This window comes from Nocardia sp. NPDC003979 (assembly GCF_053605015.1).
In genome coordinates this window covers 12,318-29,929 of the sequence record NZ_JBSGIJ010000031.1, presented here as the reverse complement: position 1 = coordinate 29,929, position 17,612 = coordinate 12,318, and the positions used below count along the sequence as shown (strand labels likewise).

Here is a 17,612-nt window from a genome sequence, read left to right as displayed (position 1 = left end):
ACTTTCGACCGGGTGTATTGCCGGGTCGGAGGCGCATTCTCTATGTATGGCGTCGACCGCGACCGCCAGAGGGCGGACGGGCGTGACGACAGTGGGCGCTTAGTTGCGCACACATAATCGAGAATGGAGCGGCGCATGGATGCGAAGAATGACCTGCTGATCGCGGTGGAACAGTTGGAGAGCGTTCGTGGACGCATGGACGGCACGCATTCGGACACCAACAGCGACGGCCACGGTAGCTCGGGTGGCGACGGCCTGAACATCCCCGAGTCGTAGGACGCGATCTATGGACCACTACTTGACCCAAGCAATCGAGAAGGCGCTGGGTTGGAGTGGGTCCGACGGGCTCGGTGCCGCGTTCGCGCGCGGCACCGTTCCCGACGCGGACCTGTGCGCCAGATTGCTGACTCCGCAGAAGCTGCTCGGCGTGATCATGCGCCGTGCCGTGGCGCCTCCTCAGTTCCGTTGCTTCGAGAACGGGACTGAGCTGCACCCTGATGCGTACCTGACACAGCTCGTGACCCGTCGGTCACAGGTTCTTTCCGTAGCCAACATGGACCGTTTGAATCAGCTCATACAGTCGGGCTGTTCGTTGGTGTTGGACTCTTTGGACTCCTTCGATCCGACGATGGAGATCGCATGCCGGGCGTTGCAATGGTGGTCCAGAGAATTGGTCCAAGTGAATACCTACCTGACCACCAACGATGCCGCTGGGTTCGGACTCCACTGGGACGACCACGACGTCGTTATCGTCCAGATCGGCGGTGAGAAGTCGTGGGAAGTGCGCGCGGCATCCAGGCCGGTTCCGATGTACCGGGACGCGGAGCCGAACACAGTTCCACCAGAGGAGATCGTGTGGTCGGGCACGATGAGGACCGGCGACGTGATGCATATTCCTCGCGGGTTCTGGCACCAGGCGACTCGCGGGGACCGCGGGTCGGGCTACAGCCTGCACGTGACTTTCGGATTCGTGAAGCGGACCGGGGTCGATTGGATGTCGTGGGTCGCGGATCGAAGCAGGGAGCGCGAGCCATTCCGACGTGACTTGCACCGATGGGGAACAGCAGCCGAGCGTGCCAAGCAAGAGGGTGAGCTTGTAGCCGGGATGGCGCAGTTACTCGCTGACTACCCGACTTCGGCGTATCTCGCTGCCCGTGAGCTCGAACGGCAGCCACCACGCCATGTCGCCACCGGTGCAGTATTCGGGCCGACGCAAGCGATCGTGTGCGTGACCGACTTCCCTCCACGCATGGAAATCCGGGACCAAGAGGTCGATGTACTGGCCGCCGGAAAGAAGTTGACCTTCGCCGTCCGGGCTGAACCGGCGCTTCGACTGTTACTGACCGGGCATCCGATCGACCTCGCCACCGTGACCGCGATGACGGGCATCGACGCCGCCGTCCTCGCGGAGAGCCTGATCAAGGAGGGTGTGTGCGCCGAACTGACCGAGGCGTTGTGCTCGGGCTATACCGGCATGATCCCGACCGGCACCTGCTCGAACATGCCCTGAAACTCGGTGTGTGTGGCGTGGATACCGCATACAACTACCGCGGTTTCACCTCACACCGGAAACTCGCCCAGACCGCCGGTGACCTGCTCGCAGAATTCACCGTGTCGACCAAGGTCGGATTCTTCCCGGGCTCGGACGGGCACACCGTTCATTCCCTTGAGCCCGAACGGCTGCGCGCCGCCGTCGAACAATCCAGCGAGGACCTCGGCCAGACACCGGATGTGGTGTTCCTGCACAACCCGGAGCGCACCCTCGCTGATCTATCCACCGAGGAGGGCGGCGACCGGTTGTCGGGTGCCTGTGCCTATCTCGACGAAGCGGTGGCGTCGGGTCTTTGTGCAGCGTGGGGGATTTCGTCGTGGGATCCCCGCCCGTTGGTCGACGTGCTCGCGGCTAGCACACCCGATCAGCTTCCAACCGTTCTGCTCGTCCGCGCCGGACTAACCGTGCCCGACTCGGCGTTGGCCGCGGCGGAAGCGATGAGTAGGGCGCTCGGCATCGCGGCTGCTGGGCGGTGGGGTATGAGCCCGTTCGGGGGCAGCACGGCCGACAATGTGTGGAGAACGGCGAATCTGTCCGCGTTCCTGACATCACATCGGCCGTGTTCCACATCGCAATCCGCTTTTCGGGTCGCGTATGAACTACCGTCCGTCGCACGGATCGCGGTCGGAACGGGCGACACAGAACACCTCACGGAACTGGTTGATGCGACCGACGTCGAAATCGGGGCCGACACCATCACCCAGTACCGCGAACTCATCCGAGCCGACACCTGACGACGGCCAACCAGACCGGTCACGATACAAACGTCCTCGGGTTCAGCCAACACATCTACCGCCAAGGAGCTGGAGTTGTGGCAGAAGCTCTGACAGGTCAGCCGCGAGTGTCCGATATCGGCGACCTGCGCCAACTACCGATCGACCAACTGATCAACGATGTGCAAGCCCGCCTCGGAACAGGTTTCGATGCATCCACCATAGTGCGGAAACGGCGCACCATCGGTGTGCGCAGCGATCGAGGCACGTGGGTACGGATCGAGGCCCGAGCACTAGACAAGGCCGCCGCCCAAGGGCAGATCAACAACGGCATCGAAGCCTCGGCCCTGCTGGATGGCATCGCCAAGCCCCGGTGGCACCAAGCGGTGTCCTGGCTCGACGAATCGGCAGGGCTACTTTGGCGGGCCGACGAATGCGCAATGATCACCGAGCCGTCCGCGACAGCGATCGGATACCCGCTCACCGAACCCGAACTGTCACAGGACTGGTGGCACACACTCAAAAGCTCTCTGGACAGCCTTGCCCGCCAGCACGTGACGCGGGTAGCGACTCCAGACACTGAAACGATCACCCAGGCGTTGGTCACCGAGACGATCGAGCGAGCTTTCCCTGACCGAGTGGACACGACGATCACCGATCATCAATGGGTGCCCGCCCACGCGGATCTTAATTGGTCCAACCTCACCGCACCAGACTGTTGGATACTCGATTGGGAAGACCTCGGCGTTGCTCCACGTGGCCTCGACGCCGCGACGCTCTGGGTTGCCTCGCTGATGGTTCCCGCCCTAGCCGACAAGGTATACCGGGCAAGGTGTGCCGACTTGAACACCAGATCCGGCAAGATCATGGCTCTGTTCTGCTGCTCGAAAGACCTCAACGATCCCCAATTCCATTCAGCACCAGCGTTCGAGCCGACAGTACGACACGCCGCCGAACTCGTTGCTGACCTGGCAGATCCGGCAGGACCATGAGGTGGCAGGCGAGGTCGATAGTCGTGCGCTCTGCATCGGGGGATACATGCTACAGACGCCGCACGCCGCCCTGGCGAAGCGTGAGTCAAAGTACAGACTCGCGCCACAGCAGCTCGATCGAATGCTGCAGTTACTCGACGGACGTTGCATGGTGTTCCCGCACTGCCATGCAATGGTGATCGACGCGATGACACGAACAGAGGACCGAAGGCCGCGCGGGCTTCTGTGCCGATTCTGTAAGCAGCGAGTTGCTATCTACGAGGGCTCGTACGGCGACGAAATGCACTTCTACTCGTTGTGTCGATGCCGATCGACCAACGATTCCGAATGGAATCCGTGGATCTTGGCTGCGACAGCGCAGTACCTCGATCGGACAGAACATACTGAACTCTGCCTGACGAACCAGGAACGGTTCGAAACCCTGATCAGAGATGTGTCGACCCGTGGCCCCGACCCCCACGACGTCTGGGGCGGTGCACCGTTGTCGAGTCTCCCGAAACTGCCTGTCCTGGCAAATCGTCCATCAACCGCTCCCGTAGACAATGACCGTCCATTACTTGCGCGGGACCGATGCCCGAACGACTGCCGAAGCCACAGCGACCACGTCTACATGTTTGTTTCGAGAAGCCAGCCAAGCTTCGCGACGCCGACACCCATAACGCCGTAATGCATTACGTCGGATGGACACGGCAACAACCGCCTGTGCGGCGCGTCAGCCAGCACGGCCCTGCCTGCCGAGAGTCGTCGGTCGTGATCGTTCCTGGCACGGAGACCGAGGAGTCGCTGCTCAAGACTGAGGGGCGGTGCCCGAAATACGACCGGCCGGGAGGTACTACTGAACGCTCCCCAGCGGCATGGTCGACCGACCATGGGAGGACCTCGACGAACACACCGGGTTCTGCTGCATCACAACCGAAATGACGCGTTTGCATGTTGGGACTACAGTTCATCGGTTCGTATCACGAAGCCGCACTTTGCGGTTGGGCTCGCCGGGGTGCTGTCATGCCAGCTTACCGATCGCCGTGACCTCGACAGGCCGCTCAGACCGACCGATCAAGGGTCGCAGTTGTCAAGTGAAATCCACCAAAGTTTGTTTAGCCCAACACATTCCGACCGCGCGCTTCTAGCGGTATGCTTGCTGCGTTGCGCCGTTGACCATCGAAGAAGGTTGGCCCACATGGGTAACTCATTTCGAATCTTCACACCGACGACCGCCCTGTCACCACACGCGATCAACACACTCGAAACGGTCGGGTCCGCATACCGGATAGTCACTGAGGCCCGGCATTTGGCCCACCCGGCCCCACCTGAAGTCACCGATCTGTTGTATGTGCCCGACAATCGCAGCCTCGATTCCGCACATGCTGCCGACATGATTTCGAGTTCCTCGACCGGTCGGTTTGGCATTCTCTCCGACGTCGCCGGTCTGGTTATTCACAGGGTAGGCCCGGAACCGTTGTCGCTGTTCTACATGTCGGGGGACTCGCAGGCCGACGTGGGTGCCTACACCGCAGGAGCAGACTACCGAGCTCACGGCATGATCTCGGACGTTCCGATGCCCCGACAGATCTACCTCGGACTGACCCAGCGCTGCAACCGGTCGTGCACCTTCTGTGTGTCGCGCACGTTCGACTTCGATCTGCTATCGATCGACCAAGTCAACAAGCTGTGCGACGAATTGGCCGGCAAAGTGCAGGTTGTCGCGCTGACCGGTGCAGGTGAAGCGATGACCCACCCTCGATTCTGGGAAATACTCGATCTGCTCCAAGAGCGGCTGCCCGGCGTCGTCTACAAGATGAACACTTCTGGGGTCACCCTGGCCCGCAACGCAGATCGACTTCTGGAATACCCCATCAAGAACATCACCGTATCTCTCAACGCCGCGACGACAGCGACCTATGAGAAGTTCGTCGGCAAAGGATTCCAGGTCGTACTCAACGGGATCGAGACCCTCGTGCGGCGTCGCGCGGCGATGAACCGCGGCGACCTGCGCCTGTGCCTGTCGATGGTGCTGATGAATACGACAGTCGGTGAGACCGCGCAGCTCGCCACGATCGCCGCAGAGCTGGGTGTCGAAGAGATCCAAGGCATCTATCTGATGATCAACGACGATGTATTGGCCCCGGAATCGCCGTGGCATCAACCGCAGCGCAGCAATGAACTCCTGCGCGCCGCCGCCACGCACGCGGCCGCTCTCGGTGTGCGAGCCAGCCTGCCTCCGCCGTTCCAGATCGCCGAGATGCGGACCAACACCGACCAGCGAACATCTCTGCCCACCACGCAGGGACAACGCTGCACCGAGGCTTGGTCTACCACCTATGTGCGGCCAGACGGTGAAGTCCTGCCTTGCCCGTACATGGACCGCACCCTCGGCAACATCCGAGAGCGCAGCCTCGAACAGATCTGGCACGGCGACCACTACACGGACCTGCGCAAAAGCCTGGTCGACGGCAACCAATGGCCCGAATGTCGCAACTGCTGCGGATTCAACGAATCCGGCTCGGTCGACGAGTACCCCTCGCATTGGCTGGGCAATCGTCGGCCGATGCTTCCGCTCACTGTGGTGTGAATCCGATCGTTCGACCAGCTTCGAAAGGGGAAGCACTGTGGTCAAAATCGTGCTGGGCATCAATGTCGGCCACGACCGCTCGGCGTGTATCGCGATCGGCGGGCAGCCGGTCGTGGCGATCGCGGAGGAGCGGTTGTCCCGACGCAAACATGACATCCCGATCAACGAATTTCACGAACGCTACAACACCTTCCCGGAGCAGGCCGTGACCTACTGCCTGCAGGCTTGCGGCCTCGATTACGGCGATATCGACCTGGTGGTCGCCAGCACCACGTACGTGTTGGACACGGTGACCGGCAGCCGCCGCAACCTGACCGAAGCAGATGTGCGGCGGGGGTGTCCTGAACTAGCTGATCACCCCATTCACGTAGCGCCCCATCACCTCTCGCACGCGGCGAGCACGGCCCCGTGCTCGGGATTTCCCAGCGCGGCGGTGATCGTCGTGGACGGCGGCGGCAGCATCGTGCGCTTTGCGGACGATGTCGCGGCCGAGTTCGAACGAACGACACTGTTGCACTACCGCGACGGCGATCTCACGCGGCTGGTCCAGTCCGTTGGCGGGCCGCCCGCGTACGGCAACTCGCTCGGCGATTTCTACCAAGCGATCACGATGTTTCTGGGGTTTCGCTCCGGCGAAGAGGGCAAGACAATGGGTTTGGCAGGGTATCGCGACACGGACCCGCCAGCCACCACGTGGGGACCGCTCAAGGAATTCGTGGATGCGATCGACGTTCGACCCGATGGCACCCACCGTGTCTCCGACATCTTCCAGTTCACCGAGGATGGCGGCTTTCATCCTGAGCTAGTCGCCGCGTTCGGTGAACCAAGGCAACACCCCACTCCCGACGAACCACTCGACCGCCACATCGCGGCGTCCGCCCAATGGGCGTTGGAGGAAGCGATCCTGCAGCTGGCGCATATCGCCCACCGGCTGACCGGGGAACATCGACTCTGCCTGGCCGGTGGTGTAGCGCTCAACTGCGTCGCCAACGCCAGGATCCTGCGCGAAACCCCCTTCCTCGACCTGTTCGTGCAGCCTGCGGCCGGAGACGACGGCACCGCGCTGGGCAACGCGCTTCTGGGCGCGCACCGGCTCGACGGTCACTGGCCGCAGTGGAATTTCGAATCGCCCTACTTGGGGCGGACCTACCAGCCGGCGGAGATCGAGAAGGCTCTATCCGAGGTGCAGGGCAAGGTCCGTGTGCGCATCGCGGACGACCCCGCACTCGACCTGGCCACCGATATCGCTGACGGCAAGATCGTCGCGCTGTTCCGACAAGGCTCCGAATTCGGGCCACGCGCGCTAGGGCACCGCAGCATCCTGTGTGACCCCCGGCAGGCAGAGATGAAGGACTCGGTGAACCGCCGGGTCAAGCACCGTGAGGCGTTCCGGCCTTTCGCGCCAATGGTCAGGCAAGAGGACTACCCCCACTTCTTCGACCTGACCGTACCCAGCCCGTACATGCTGCTGGCCTCCGACGTGCTCCGACCCGACCTGGTACCAGCGATCACCCACGTCGACGGTTCGGCGAGAGTGCAAACGGTCAGCACTGAGCAGGAACCGTTCCTGCACAGCGCAATCGGGCATTTCGCAGACCTCACCGGGGTGCCGGTACTGCTCAACACCTCGTTCAACGATCAGGAGCCGATCGTGGAGCATCCACGAGATGCGTTGCGGTGCTTCCTCGGCACCGGGATCGATGTGCTGTACCTGGAGCAACACCGAATCACCAAGGACAACAAGTGAACACACCGACTCCGGGGCTGGTCTCGGTGGTCATGCTAGTGCGTGATCGGCTCGACTACACCCGCCAGGCTCTGCAGTCGCTGACCGAAGTCGACTACCCAGCAATGGAATTCGTGATTGTCGACAACGGCTCATCCTCCGATACTGCCGAGTTCCTGCACGACTGGTGCACCCGCACCGATCGAGCCGCCCAGGTGCTGAGGTTCGGTGATGACGCCGGGGGCAGCGTGCGCCGCAACATCGGCGCGTCGGCGACGCGCGGCCAGTACCTGTTCTTCGTCGACAACGATGTCATCGCCGACGATCCGATGCTGGTGGGCTCCCTTGTCGCTGCTCTTGTCGGCGACCACACCCTCGGCGCGGTATCGCCGTTGCTGATGTTCCCGGGCGAGGAGACGCTCGTGCAATGCGCTGGAGGCGGTTCAACAGCGCGCGGCAGGATCGGTCTCGTCGGCCGCGGCCAGGTGCCGAACGCGAGCCACTACGCAGAAAGGGAACAGACATGGGCACCTACCGCAGCATTGATGGTGCGGCACAGTTCCTTCGCACGCGCTGGTGGATTCGACACAGCGTTTGACCCCATCGCGCTGTGCGAGGACGTCGATCTGTGTTGCCGCATCCGCGCGGCGGGCGAGCGAATCGGCTACGTCGGCCGTGCATCGCTGCGCCACTACGAAGGCACGACCTTCAACCACCTTGGTTTCGACAAATTCCCGGTGTGGCAGAAACACATGAGAGTCCTGCGAGCGCGCTGGTCGGATATCTTCGCGCGTGGCCCAGTCCACACAGCCGATGATCTGGCGTGGCGGGCGCTGCGCAAGGACTATCAAGACTTGGTGACGCCGACCGTGCGCCAAATCGGTCCGGAAGAGCGACTGGAGCAGGACACGTCGTTCTTCGTCAGTACCGGGAGCCCGACGGTCCCCGATGTCCGTGTGGGTGTGTTGGGTTGCGGCCAGGCCGCCGTGCGTGGTGCGCTTCCGGCATTCGCGCCAGCCACCAGCGAGGCACCGGATCCAGCGCCCTTCTTGCACTTCGGTCGCGTGGACGGCGTGCGCGTCACCGGCGTCGCTGATCCAGATGTCACGAGTCTGCTCGCCGCAGCCCGCTGGTACGGCGTCCCGCACGCATTGCTCGATGCAGCGACACTGTTGGACACGGTGCCGTTGGAGGGGGTCGTAGTGTGCACGCCACCGCATTCACATGCGTCGCTGGTGCTTTCGGCCCTCGCGCGCGGTGTGAGCGTACTGGTGGAGAAGCCGGCCGCCACCAACAGGCAGGAGTTGGCTAGCCTGCTGGCGGCCATCGCCGACAGCCCGGAGCTGACGGTGATGGTCAACCTGCCGTGGCAATACCACGTCGTGGTCGGGCATGCCCGGGGCCTGCTGGCAGACCGTGTGATAGGTGAGATTCGTGGCTGGACCATCGTGTTCGAGCACAGCGGCCCGGCGGCGTGGGCACCCCGCGCAACCTGGTATCGCACGTCCCCGGGCGGAGTGATCGCCGATCTCGGGCCGCACGCGCTTGCCGTCGCCAAACACTTGCTCGGCGGTGATGTCGGCGCACCGGTGGACACTGTGTTGTTGAAAGCAGACGGTGTGACTCCGGTACGGGCGCGAGCAACGATCGCCGTGGGTGACAGCCCCGGTGTGGTCGAAATCGGCTGGGACGCGCCGAGTCCACGGTTCGAAGTAACCGTGTCCGGCACCGAAGGGGAGTTGAATTTCGATCTGGTGCCATTCCATCCCGACACGGCAGCTGTGCGCGTCCGCACCGACAATGTAGAACGCGTTGTCGAATTTGAACCGGAATCATCGGATCCCGTTGGGCCGTACGCACAGTTCGTCGCAGCACTGCGCGGTGAAGCCCACACGCGCGGCACTCGGCTGACCGAGGTAGCCGATGTGGTGGGTGCGGTGATCGATTGGTCGGGTGTGCCCACTGAAGCCATCGACCGCGTGGGCAGCCTGCCATGACGCCGATCGCGACTCGAGTCGAGCCACTCGGACTGCCGTTGAACAGCGGCATCGGCCTGCTGCATGAACACGCCTCTGAGATCTGGTGGTTCGCCCGCTCGATGTTCTTGTGCGCGGGCTGCGATGTCCTGCCTGGACTGCGGTTCCAAGCGGTAGATACTGACGATCTGCCTGCCACCCCCACACCCAAGGTCGTGCTGGGGTTCCGGGCCGACACCGCTATGCACGAGTGGGCTCAGCGCAATGGCGCCACCATCGCGATGCCGCCGATCGAGCTCACCGACCGCGCTGGAGACAAGACACTGCTGCCGGGTTTGGCCGACCGCGCCGGTGTCACGGTGCCCCGGGCGGTGGTCGCGCGGCGGGCAGACGAGCGTGCCGCAGAAGCGCTGTGGCGCGAACTGCGCGCGACTCGGGCGGTGGCGCAGCTTGCCGAGAACGACCTGACCGGCATGGGCACCCGCCTGATCAACAGCGTCGCCGAACTCGTTGCGTGCCTGGTCGAGTGGACCGGCCGAGATGTGAAACTGGCCGAGTACGTTGCCGGGACACCACTCACCGTCAGCGGAGTGGTTCTGCCGCACACGGTGGCGGTCTCGGGAATCTCCTACCAACTCGTCGGTCACTCTCGCCTGACTCCCTTGTGGGGTGCGCACTGCGGCAACCAGTTGGTGGCCGACTCGGCGCTTGCCCCCGGCATCGCCGCCGCGTCCTACGATGCGAGCCAGCGCATCGGAGAGGTACTGCGAGAGAGCGGGTTTCGAGGCATGTTCGGTCTGGACGTGCTGGCCACCGCCAGCGGCGTGGTTGTGTTGGAACTCAATCCCCGGGTGCAGAGCGTGACGTCGCTGCGCAACGCCGCCGACCTGGCTGCGGGGATGCTGCCCGCGCCCGCGCTGCAGGCTCTGGCGTTCACCACCCGCCAGCCGTTCGACTTGGCGCCGTTCGACGTGCCGACACCCGCATACGGCCAGCTCGTGATGTATGCCCACACCGATGGACGGGTGGCAGCGCTACCGAAGGCTGGGACCTACGTGCTGAACCAGCAGTGCCGCCGTATCGGTCAGGCAGCGCCGCTCGGCTCACTCCCTGGGCACCAGGCGCTGGTGTGGCCGATGGCGACGGTGGGGGCAGACGTTAAAGGTACGGATCCCCTCTACATCGTGCAGTCCCCGGCTCCGGTGGCAGACCCGACCGGTGAATTGACGACTGAAGCCGTGAACTGGCTCGACGCGCTGGACCGTTTCATCCGTATCGAAGGAAGCGACCGTTGATAATTCCACCGTCGGCCACCGGTCTCGGCCCGGCCCGTACCCGTCCCGATACCGACCGGGTGATGCGCCTCGGTTCCGCTCAGACCGGCGCACGCGAACGCACCGCGGTCGAGGACGTCTTGAGCCGACAGGTGTTCTACCGTTACCACGGATCCACGGTGACCGAGTTCGAGGACGCCTTCGCCGTCGATGTCCTGGCGGGACAGCGGGCGCTGGCGGTGAACTCGGGCAGTTCCGCGCTCCAGGTCGCCTTCGCGGCGTTGGACGAGGAACCCGGCTTCGAGGTTTTGGTGCCCGTTCTGGGTTTCGCTTCCGCCGCGACCGCAGTCGCGGCGGCGGGAGGAGTACCGCGATTCGTCGCTGTCGATGCCTCGTTGGGTATCGACGTCGCCGCGGCACGAGCAGCGATCACCGATCGCACCCGAGCGGTGTTGGCCGTGCACATGATGGGTGCCGCGTGCGACCTTGCCGCAGTCGGGGAGTTGGCATTAACGGCAGCCATCCATGTTGTGGAGGACGTGGCCCAAGCGTGCGGCGGCACATTCGCCGGTCGCCCGCTGGGAACGTACGGCACCGTCGCCGCGTTCAGCTTTCAGCACTTCAAACTTCTCAGCACCGGCGAGGGCGGCTTGGTGAGCAGTCCGAACGACGCTGTGATGGACCGGGCCCAATGCCTGCACGACGCGGCATCGCGATGGGTCACCCCAGACGTGTTCGCCCGGGTTCCGCGCTTGCGGATGGCGCCGTCCAACCTGCGCATGTCGGAGCTGGAGGGAGCGCTCGGGCGCGCCCAGTTGGCGCAACTACCGGGGTGGATCGACCGACTCGGGACGATGAAGAGGTCCCTTGTCGAACACGTCGCCCGCGTTACCGGACTAACGCTCAGGCCAATTCCGGACCCGTCCGGTGACATCGGGACCACGTTGATATTCCAGGCCCCGGATCCGGGCTCTGCCGCGCAGATCGTCAACGGGCTACGGACCGAGGGAGTGAATGCGGGCAATCTACTCGGACCGGTCGGTATGAATAGGCACTTCGCCGGCGACTGGGGGCCGTTGCTCACACAATGCGGGCTCCCGCCCGCACCCGAGGACCTGGTCGCCGATACGCGCGAGCAGCTCAGCTCCACCGTGGTGATCGCGCTGGATCTGCGCTGGGACGACCAAGACATCAGTGAGACGCTCACCGCATTCGAGCGGGTGCTGCCCGTCGGTTCGACGTGAGAAATCAGCAGATAAACTATGCCAATGCCAACTATCGATCCCGGTCCCGCAACGCACACCACCACGAACCCGCCCGCGTTTGCTGGCGCGCTCGAGCGATACCTCGCGACCGTGCCCGCCGATCGTATCGATCCCAGCGCGGTGTCCTTCATCGCGGGGCTCGAGACCGTCAGCTCGGTTTCCCCCACCGTGGCGGCATCCATCGTGCAGGAATTGCTCGACCAGCGATCGAACGTCAAACTTATCGCCAGCGAGAATTTCAGTAGCCTCGCAGTGCAGCAGGCAATGGGCAACCTTCTTACCGATAAATACGCCGAAGGTATCGCCGCACACCGCTTTTACTCCGGCTGCGACAACGTCGACAATATCGAAAAGGAAGCCGCCGATCTCGGACGGCAACTGTTCGGTGCGGACCACGTATACGTGCAGCCGCACTCGGGGGCGGACGCCAACCTGGTCGCCTTCCTGGCCGTCTTGGCTCAAACCGTGGAGATCCCCCACCTGGAGCGGCTGGGCGAGACCAACCCCGCCAAGCTCGGCGACGCCGACTGGGAGCAGCTGCGCCAAGCGTTCGTCGGTCAGCGTCTGCTCGGGATGGACTACTACTCCGGTGGGCACCTGACCCACGGCTACCGGCATAACGTCTCGAGCCGCCTCTTCGACGCCCACAACTACACGGTCGACCGCGAAACCAACTTGCTGGACTTCGACGCCATCCGCCGGCAGGCGCACGAGTTGCGACCGCGGATCCTGCTCGCGGGCTACAGCGCCTACACCCGCAAGATCAATTTCGCGCAGTTCCGCGAACTTGCTGACGAGATCGGTGCCACATTCATGGTGGACATGGCCCACTTCGCGGGCTTGGTCGCGGGCAAGGTGTTCACCGGTGACTTCGATCCGGTGGCGCATGCCCACATCGTGACCAGTACCACCCACAAAACCCTGCGCGGCCCCCGCGGCGGCATGGTGCTGGCTACCAGTGAATTCGCCGACGCTGTCGACAAGGGTTGTCCCATGGTGCTCGGCGGACCGCTGCCACACGTGATGGCTGCCAAGGCCGTCGCACTGCGAGAAGCGTTGAGCCCGAACTTCCGCGACTACGCAGCCGCGATCGTCGATAATTCCCGCGCGCTGGCCGAAGAACTGCAACGGCGCGGGAGTGTCGTGGTGACCGGCGGCACCGACAACCACATCGTGTTGGTCGACGTCACGGCCTCCTACGGCCTCACCGGCCGCCAGGCCGAGTCGGCTCTGCGTGAGTGCGGCCTGACGCTCAACCGCAACAGCCTGCCCTTCGACGCCAATGGGCCCTGGTACACCAGCGGTCTGCGACTGGGAACCCCTGCGGTGACCACCCTGGGTATGGGCGTGGATGAGATGGCCGAGATCGCGGACGTCATCGTGTCGGTGCTCAGTTCGGTGACCGTCGTGTCCAGCGTCCGAGCGGACGGCGCCTCGGTGCCCAGCAAGGCCAAATTCAACTTGCCCGCGCATGTGCGCGACGCAGCCAACAAGCGGATCGCCGATCTCCTGGACCGGTACCCGCTGTACCCGCAGATCGACCTGGATGTCGTCCTGCCCGCTGGTAACGGACATATCGGATAAGCCATGAGAGCTAGGGGGGATTCTCCTGACGGGGATTAGGGACGACGGTCGTGGCCAGGCCGTTCAGGTAGCGCCGAATGAGTTCATCGCACTAGCTGAACGGCCAGCACGATTCGCCGACATCGATCTGGCATCGCTGTCACCCGAAATGCGAATGCTGATCTGCCACGACGGCACGCTGACCAGCGCACTCGAAGCGCGCTCGCTCACACCTGTGGTTGTCGACGTACAGTCGGAAGAGCCGGTCAGGCTCGATCGGTCACAAGCACACCTGATGACCGCGTTACCTGGCCACAGCGCCATTCGGCGACGAGCGATCATCCGCGAGCGCCATACCGACCACCTACTGGTCCAAGCGCAAACGATCCTGCTGCCGGAGCGGCTACCCGCCACGTTCGGCGCGGCAATAGCCTTGGCCGACAAAGGTTTGGGTGCGGCCCTATCGCGACTCGCGCTCGAGTATCGACGTGAATTGCTGTGGTACGGACAAGGAGCGTTCGACCCGGTGCCAGCCACCGACACCCAACCCCACGCCCTCGAAGCGATAGCGCGTTGCTACCGACTGATCTCGGGCGGCCGTCCGATCGCCATGGTGGAAGAGCGGTTCCCGTTGTGCTGAAACGCTTTCAGAGGAACTGATGCTGCGACACCACACGAACCTTGCCGTTGCCCTGGCTACACTCGCCGCTCAACATGGCTGGCTGGACCGCCCCGCGATCATCGCTTCCGGGCACACACGAAGCTACGCCGAAGTGTTCGCCATGACTCAGACATACGCTGCCGGGCTCAACGCGGCCGGAGTACGATCCGGCGACCGCATCCTGATTCTCATGCCCGACGGATTCGACTGTGTCACAACGTTACTGGGCGCGATGTGGATCGGAGCAGTCCCGGTGCTGGGCAACCCGCGCCTTCCCCGACAGGAACTTTCCAGGTTGGTTCACCGCGCGGAGCCCACCGTTGCGGTGTGCGCCGACGAAACAGCTCAGGTGTTGCCCGGGGTGAGACAACTGCTGCCCGAGCATCTGTCCGCAAGCAGCCAAACAACACCCCCGCCCGAGACGATTGTCGACGGCCAACCCGGATATGGCCTGTTCACCTCGGGAACTACAGGTGATCCGAAGCTGTGTTTGCACTCCCACGCAGATCCGCTGGTCCACAACCGCGCATACGGCAAACCCGTGCTCGGCTTGAGTCCCGGCGATACGGTCCATTCGGTGTCCAAATTGAACTTCGCGTACGGCTTGGGCAATTCCGTCTGGTTTCCGCTGCTCAACGGGGCCACCGCAATCCTGGAAGCGACCCATCCTACTGCGGAGCGCGTGCTCGACATCATATCCGCGCACCAGGTGGACATTCTATTCGCGGTGCCCAGCTTCTACGCCAAACTGCTCGCGCACCCCGACAGCGCCGCGCTGGCCCAGCTGCGGATCGCTGTCAGCGCCGGTGAAGTACTACCACCGGCCATCGAACGGCGAATCATGGCGCTGAACGGCCCGGTGCTGCTCAACAGCATCGGCTCCACCGAGGTCGGGCAAGCATTCGCATCCAATTCCCCGCGTGCACACAAATTCGGCAGCGTCGGTCGAGCCCTTCCGCCCTACCAGGTCCGGGTCGTGGACCGCGCTCGGGAGCAGGTCCCGGCAGAGGTCGAGGGATCGCTGGAGGTAGCGGGACCGACGATGGCACAAGGACTCAGGTCGATCGGCGTTCCGGGACCACCGAGCCTGTGGCATCCGACCGGCGACGTGGCGATCGTGGACGCGGACGGCTATCTGACTGTGATGGGTCGAGTCGACGACGTGGAGATAGTCGGCGGAATCAATGTGCACCCCACCGAAATCGAGCAAGCGCTCCTAGATTTTCCGACAATCTCCGACGTGGCTGTCTGCGCCGTTACAGACGAGTCCGGCATCTCGCGGCTGGTCGCCTACGTCGTTTCGGCGACACCACCCGGTGAGCTGGCCGAGCTCACGACGCGCATCCAGAACGATCTGCGACATCGAATCGCCGGATTCAAGGTCCCGCACACCGTGGTTGTCGTGGCCGAGGTGCCACGCACCGACACCGGAAAGCTGCGGCGCAACGTCTTGCGGGCTGCGGCACGCGAATTTCAGAGCACCGGTTCGTGGCAGCTGAATCAGTAAAGGGTGCAGCACGGGAATTGATCTGCGGCAGAAAAAGGTTCTGCAGACTGCCGGTATCGAGTCGAACACCGCCTTTGTTGCAACGTCCCCAGAAACAGTGGCCCTCTGGCCTCGGCAAGGACAGATGATGACTCATGACGCGATGGTGTTTCTCCGTCCGGATGTGCGCGCAGAACCTCTCGTCAACGGTTTTCGGGCCTGGGCACATCTGCTCGCGCCGCACACCTATGCGCGCAACCTGGTTGCCCGGCACGTGCCGCGGCTGCGCGAAGCCCTCCGCGACGCACTTGGACGTGGCGATGCTTCCGGTGTCGTCGGCGCCCGTGAGTGGCTCGACGCAGTCACCGGCCAGCGCCCGCATCTGATCGCCCTCGGCGAAGCCATCACGCAGCTGGACCAACTGATGCTCGGGGAGGTCGATGGCCAGGATCTGGAACCGCTGTATGCGAAGGTGCCCGAGCCGTTGAGAGGGCAGGTGGAGCTGGTTTACAACCGCTACAACCAGGCTGGCGTGCGCTTCCTCGAGGGCATCCTCTACCGCGGTCCCTACTACGATCCAGGGTTGCAGGCGGTGCGCCTGGAACGGGTCGACCCCGACGAACCCGGCGAAGGGCTCGCGGTACCTCGATTGCCGAAGCCTGGGCGAATGATTCGGTCCGCTCCATTCGGCTCCGAGATCTGGGATCTGATCGGACGCGCCCGCCACACGCCGGTGCGGGCCCACGATCTCGCCCACGGCCTCGGGGTCGATGTCGAGGAACTGCGGCCCTTCCTGACCACCGAGCCACCCAGCTGTCATGCGCTCACCACACGGCCACACGGCGGGGCGCTGTTTCTGAATCACGCCTGTGTGCTGTTCGAATCGCCACGTAGCTGCGTTTTGGTCGATCCACTCGTCGCCTACCGGCGTCATTTCGCGACAGATCGCATTTCCGTCGCCGACCTGCCCGACCGAATCACCTGCCTCGCGATCACACACGCCCACCTGGACCATCTCGACATCGAAACCTTGCTGCAAATCAGGCATATGGTGGACCGGGTCGTCGTGCCCCGGACAAACGCTGGTGATCTGCTGGACCCGAACCTCGCCCTCGTCCTGTCGGCCATCGGATTCGACGATGTCGTGGAACTGGACGACTACGCCACACTTGCGCTGCCGAACGGCTCGATTACGGCGCTCCCATTCCTCGGGGAACATTCGGACCTCACCGTACGCGGGAAGACTGGCTATGCGGTTACGCTCGACAATTCGACCAGCGTGCTAGTCGCGGACTCCCGGTGCCTGGAACAACGGGTCTACGAGGTGGCGCGCGAACAACTCGGCCCAGTGGACTCCCTCTTCATAGGTATGGAGTGTGAAGGCTCACCGATGGCCATGGCTGTCGGCCCGTACCTGCCAGCAGGGCAGTACACCGAGGAAATGTCGCAAAATCGACGCACGAGAGCATCCGACGCGGCCAGCGGCATGGCGCTCGTCCACGCACTCCAGCCTCGACAGGTCTACATCTACGCCATGGGCCTGGAACCCTGGCTGTCGTACATGTTCGGCGTCCCCGACCCGACGCGCAGTTACAGCCTCGCCCAGACCGAAGTGTTCATCGCCGAGTGTGCTGCCATCGGAGTGCCAGCCGAATTACTGCGCGGCCCCCAGATATTGGACGTCCGTGAACGATGAGTCAAGGCAGGAATGATTCGCATTCCGAGCCGAGCATGCCCCGTGACCTCGGCCGCCTACTCACCGATCCGACGCCACTAGGTGGCCTCGGCGTCATGGCGGTGGTGGCCGAAGGTGCCTCCAGCGGAAGTAGTCTCGT

The 17,612-nt window shown here is 63.7% G+C and carries 13 protein-coding genes; all 13 read left to right on the top strand.

What is annotated here, in order from left to right; all coding sequences use genetic code 11:
* Positions 1-135 precede the first annotated feature (135 nt).
* The 13 genes from ACWEVR_RS32325 (at position 136) to ACWEVR_RS32265 (ending at position 17,473) form a co-directional block, all read left to right on the top strand.
* Positions 136-276 carry a hypothetical protein gene (locus ACWEVR_RS32325; protein ID WP_452470009.1) on the top strand — a complete coding sequence of 47 codons (141 nt, stop codon included), beginning with the start codon at positions 136-138 and terminating at the stop codon, positions 274-276.
* Positions 277-286: 10 nt separating this feature from the next.
* A complete protein-coding gene (locus ACWEVR_RS32320) occupies positions 287-1,510 on the top strand; it encodes a JmjC domain-containing protein (RefSeq protein WP_452470008.1) in 1,224 nt (407 codons plus the stop codon).
* Between the two features lie 17 nt (positions 1,511-1,527).
* Entirely contained in the window at positions 1,528-2,286 is a 759-nt protein-coding gene (locus ACWEVR_RS32315; protein WP_452470007.1) for an aldo/keto reductase, read from the top strand.
* A 77-nt stretch (positions 2,287-2,363) separates the two neighbouring features.
* The gene (locus ACWEVR_RS32310) at positions 2,364-3,257 is read left to right on the top strand and encodes a hypothetical protein (protein ID WP_452470006.1); all 894 of its coding nucleotides are present in this window, start codon (positions 2,364-2,366) and stop codon (positions 3,255-3,257) included.
* A 1,177-nt stretch (positions 3,258-4,434) separates the two neighbouring features.
* Positions 4,435-5,826, top strand: coding sequence for a radical SAM/SPASM domain-containing protein (locus tag ACWEVR_RS32305; protein ID WP_452470005.1), 1,392 nt, complete (start codon positions 4,435-4,437; stop codon positions 5,824-5,826).
* 37 nt (positions 5,827-5,863) lie between these two features.
* On the top strand, positions 5,864-7,573 hold the full coding sequence (locus ACWEVR_RS32300; RefSeq protein WP_452470004.1) for a carbamoyltransferase family protein: 1,710 nt from the start codon (positions 5,864-5,866) through the stop codon (positions 7,571-7,573).
* Positions 7,570-9,549: a Gfo/Idh/MocA family oxidoreductase gene (locus ACWEVR_RS32295; protein WP_452470003.1), complete on the top strand. Its 1,980-nt coding sequence runs from the start codon at positions 7,570-7,572 to the stop codon at positions 9,547-9,549. Before ACWEVR_RS32300 ends, ACWEVR_RS32295 begins: the two co-directional genes overlap by 4 nt.
* A 38-nt stretch (positions 9,550-9,587) precedes the next feature.
* Positions 9,588-10,823: an ATP-grasp domain-containing protein gene (locus tag ACWEVR_RS32290; protein ID WP_452470002.1), complete on the top strand. Its 1,236-nt coding sequence runs from the start codon at positions 9,588-9,590 to the stop codon at positions 10,821-10,823.
* Entirely contained in the window at positions 10,820-12,046 is a 1,227-nt protein-coding gene (locus tag ACWEVR_RS32285) for a DegT/DnrJ/EryC1/StrS family aminotransferase (RefSeq protein ID WP_452470001.1), read from the top strand. Before ACWEVR_RS32290 ends, ACWEVR_RS32285 begins: the two co-directional genes overlap by 4 nt.
* Positions 12,047-12,070: 24 nt before the next feature.
* On the top strand, positions 12,071-13,651 hold the full coding sequence (locus ACWEVR_RS32280) for a glycine hydroxymethyltransferase (protein WP_452470000.1): 1,581 nt from the start codon (positions 12,071-12,073) through the stop codon (positions 13,649-13,651).
* Between the two features lie 148 nt (positions 13,652-13,799).
* Complete coding sequence (locus ACWEVR_RS32275) at positions 13,800-14,270, top strand: chorismate--pyruvate lyase family protein (RefSeq protein WP_452469999.1); 471 nt, start codon at positions 13,800-13,802, stop codon at positions 14,268-14,270.
* A gap of 19 nt (positions 14,271-14,289) precedes the next feature.
* Positions 14,290-15,798 carry an AMP-binding protein gene (locus ACWEVR_RS32270; RefSeq protein ID WP_452469998.1) on the top strand — a complete coding sequence of 503 codons (1,509 nt, stop codon included), beginning with the start codon at positions 14,290-14,292 and terminating at the stop codon, positions 15,796-15,798.
* Between the two features lie 127 nt (positions 15,799-15,925).
* Positions 15,926-17,473, top strand: a complete 1,548-nt coding sequence (locus ACWEVR_RS32265) for an MBL fold metallo-hydrolase (protein WP_452469997.1) — start codon at positions 15,926-15,928, stop codon at positions 17,471-17,473.
* The last annotated feature ends 139 nt before the right edge of the window (positions 17,474-17,612 follow it).